Source organism: bacterium (assembly GCA_035419245.1).
In the GTDB taxonomy this organism is placed as follows: Bacteria; Zhuqueibacterota; Zhuqueibacteria; order Residuimicrobiales; family Residuimicrobiaceae; genus JAKPUX01.
In genome coordinates this window covers 1-2,456 of the sequence record DAOLSP010000050.1, presented here as the reverse complement: position 1 = coordinate 2,456, position 2,456 = coordinate 1, and the positions used below count along the sequence as shown (strand labels likewise).

Here is a 2,456-nt window from a genome sequence, read left to right as displayed (position 1 = left end):
CAGATCATCGCCGGCGGCGCCAGGCAAACGTTGAAGCTTTTCATGCTTCGATAGTCCGTGACCATGGAAAACAGTGGCCGAGATGTATAAAAACATAATAATAACTCTACTTGGCGTGCTTGCAACTGCTTTGGGTTTTATCAGCACGCGTAATGCAGAAATCAAGCCCCAATTTTATAATTGCCGTTTGAGCTATCACTCTTTTGCCGATTCGTTTTATGTGACGATTCAACTAAAATCGCCGGATAAAGAATACGATTTGCTCCAGGTCTTTTGTGAGATCACAGCACATGGCAAAATAATCGCCAAGAGCTCTGCAACTTTAAGGAATTCACGCAGCGTCGCAACTTGCATAAGTATCACTGATATTGACTCGACGATCCGGAAGGATCCGACAGCTGTTTTTACATACTGGGGCATCGGCAGGGATGGCTTGTTTAAATCCTACTATCTGCTGAGGCCGAGTAGTGTTACTATTCTAAACCACTGCAGTGCTCGGTCTATGGCGGTCCAAAAATCAAAGCAGGTAAGTTTTCCAGAGAAACCAATTTTAGGAGAAGCGCCATGAAAAAGTTCACCTTGGTTTTGGCCTTGACTCTGTTCTCGGTCTTGTGCCTTGGACAAATACTCGAAGCCACGATTAGCGCCGAATGTGAGCCGTACATCCAGAAAAATGGCTCTCTTGTGCAAGCCTATAATATCGGAGCTGTGTCCGTCTACTATCCTGGCGGTTACTGCGTGGCTGAGATGGAAGTCTGGCTGGTCGATCTCGATAGTGAAGCCGAAAATACAGGTTCTTTGTACCATGCAAACTGGAATGGCGCCAGTGGTGAAGGGCCTATCGCAGCTCATTTGACCGGCGTTTCCAATCATCATTATATAGCCTACTGCTATAGCATGGGAACCGTTTACGATGCTGCGCATTCCCCACAGCACGTTATCGAGCAATTCAGCGATGATGAAAACGCGGGGCCGCTGACCTTCTAACTTTATTTGGTGAAAATTCGTCTATGTCGGCAATTAATAAAGTAAAGCAAACCACCTGCCGGTGCGCTTTTCAGAGGAACCTATGAGAAAAATCTCGGAAAACGGAATAAGACTGATTAAAAAGCTGGAAGGATGCAGATTGACCGTCTACGACGATCAGGCCGGCCTGCCGACCATCGGGATAGGGCACCTGCTGACCAGAACCGAAAATGTTACCGGAAAGATCTGGATCGGCGGGGAGCCCTACATCATCTATAATGGCCTGACTGAAGAGCTCTGCTATGAACTGCTGAAGCAGGACCTGCAGGTCCCGGTGGACACTGTCAACCAGGTGGTGCAGGTCCCACTGAATCAGAACCAGTTTGACGCGCTGGTTTCATTTGTCTTTAACATCGGATGCACCCGCTTCAGGAACAGCGCCGTCCTGCAGGTCATCAATGCCGGTCGGCTTGACCAGGTCCCCAGGCAATTGCAGAGCTGGGTCTATGTGAACGACAAAGTCAGCAAGGGCCTCCAAAAGAGGAGAGAGGCCGAAATCAAGCTCTGGAATACCCCGGCCGAGAACGATTCCCCGGTGGATTCCATGCTACCGATCGACTTTATCGATCCGCCCGAGCCGCAGCTACCATGGTATAAACGAATCTTTGGAATGAGGTGAGCCATGAAAATTCCGGATGTACTCAAGTTTGTGCCCAAGACCCTGGGGGGAGTCCTGGTGGTGCTGATAGGCGCGGGCATCCAGCATATCCCGGTCATCGGCCAGGTTGCCGGCGACGCGGTAATCAGCGCCGGCGTGATGGCCATCCTGTATGGAATCACCGACAAAGTTATCCGGTACCGACAGGGGGGAGATATCATGCAAAATGAGAAATATGTCGCTCGAAAGGTTCGGGCTACATGGAAGAAATAGCTATTCACTGAAAGGAGAAAGCTATGGAATCACCGTTGAAAGTCAAAGTCATGGGGATCGGCGTGAGCCTCGAATGGTTGATCAAGCTGCTGATGCAGCTGCTTGGCCAGGTCCTGGACCAGCTGGTTCCGGGTGAGAAAATGAGCAAGGATCTGAAGAAGGCGGTCCGCACGGCCTATTACCTGGCAGACGAGTGGGGTGACGACTTTGTCGCTACCACCCCCACCGATCTGGACAACGAGGCCCTGCAGACTCTGAAGGACACCTGCACGGATACGTCCAAAGAGGGCCAGTTCGAACTGCCTGCGGCTCCGCCACTATGATGATCTGTTACGCTCTGCGTGGAATGAAAAAAATGTGACTTTTGTGCTACGTGACTGTCAACTTATGTCAAAAAATGCGTGTTTTTCAAAAAGAACAGGCGGCTGCACGTTTGATGCAACCGCCTGTTTTATTGTACTTAACGAGTGCCGGGGGCGGGAATCGAACCCGCATGTAGTTGCCTACGCTGGATTTTGAGTCCAGTGCGTCTACCAATTTCACCACCCCGGCGAAATCA

At 50.4% G+C, this 2,456-nt stretch carries 5 protein-coding genes and 1 tRNA gene; 5 read left to right on the top strand and 1 reads right to left on the bottom strand.

Annotation, left to right across the window (positions count from 1 at the left end; translation table 11 throughout):
- Positions 1 to 73: 73 nt before the first annotated feature.
- From PLH32_18420 to PLH32_18400, 5 genes are all read left to right on the top strand, one after another.
- On the top strand, positions 74 to 568 hold the full coding sequence (locus PLH32_18420; protein ID HQJ66584.1) for a hypothetical protein: 495 nt from the start codon (positions 74 to 76) through the stop codon (positions 566 to 568).
- The gene (locus tag PLH32_18415; protein HQJ66583.1) at positions 565 to 987 is read left to right on the top strand and encodes a hypothetical protein; all 423 of its coding nucleotides are present in this window, start codon (positions 565 to 567) and stop codon (positions 985 to 987) included. The genes PLH32_18420 and PLH32_18415 overlap by 4 nt, the downstream gene beginning before the upstream one ends.
- An 82-nt stretch (positions 988 to 1,069) precedes the next feature.
- Positions 1,070 to 1,645 (top strand): lysozyme, encoded by a 576-nt coding sequence (locus PLH32_18410; GenBank protein ID HQJ66582.1) that lies wholly within the window; start codon positions 1,070 to 1,072, stop codon positions 1,643 to 1,645.
- Between the two features lie 3 nt (positions 1,646 to 1,648).
- The gene (locus PLH32_18405; GenBank protein HQJ66581.1) at positions 1,649 to 1,897 is read left to right on the top strand and encodes a hypothetical protein; all 249 of its coding nucleotides are present in this window, start codon (positions 1,649 to 1,651) and stop codon (positions 1,895 to 1,897) included.
- Between the two features lie 23 nt (positions 1,898 to 1,920).
- A complete protein-coding gene (locus tag PLH32_18400) occupies positions 1,921 to 2,220 on the top strand; it encodes a hypothetical protein (protein HQJ66580.1) in 300 nt (99 codons plus the stop codon).
- Positions 2,221 to 2,365: 145 nt separating this feature from the next.
- On the opposite strand, the gene PLH32_18395 is transcribed toward PLH32_18400, so the two are convergent.
- Positions 2,366 to 2,449: transfer RNA gene (locus tag PLH32_18395), tRNA-Leu, on the bottom strand.
- Positions 2,450 to 2,456 lie beyond the last annotated feature (7 nt).

What these genes read in the sequence shown, in the direction of transcription:
- PLH32_18415 (HQJ66583.1), top strand. Translation starts at nt 565, where the DNA reads ATGAAAAAGTTCACCTTGGTTTTGGCCTTGACTCTGTTCTCGGTCTTG.
- PLH32_18410 (HQJ66582.1), top strand. Translation starts at nt 1,070, where the DNA reads ATGAGAAAAATCTCGGAAAACGGAATAAGACTGATTAAAAAGCTGGAA.
- PLH32_18405 (HQJ66581.1), top strand. Translation starts at nt 1,649, where the DNA reads ATGAAAATTCCGGATGTACTCAAGTTTGTGCCCAAGACCCTGGGGGGA.
- PLH32_18400 (HQJ66580.1), top strand. Translation starts at nt 1,921, where the DNA reads ATGGAATCACCGTTGAAAGTCAAAGTCATGGGGATCGGCGTGAGCCTC.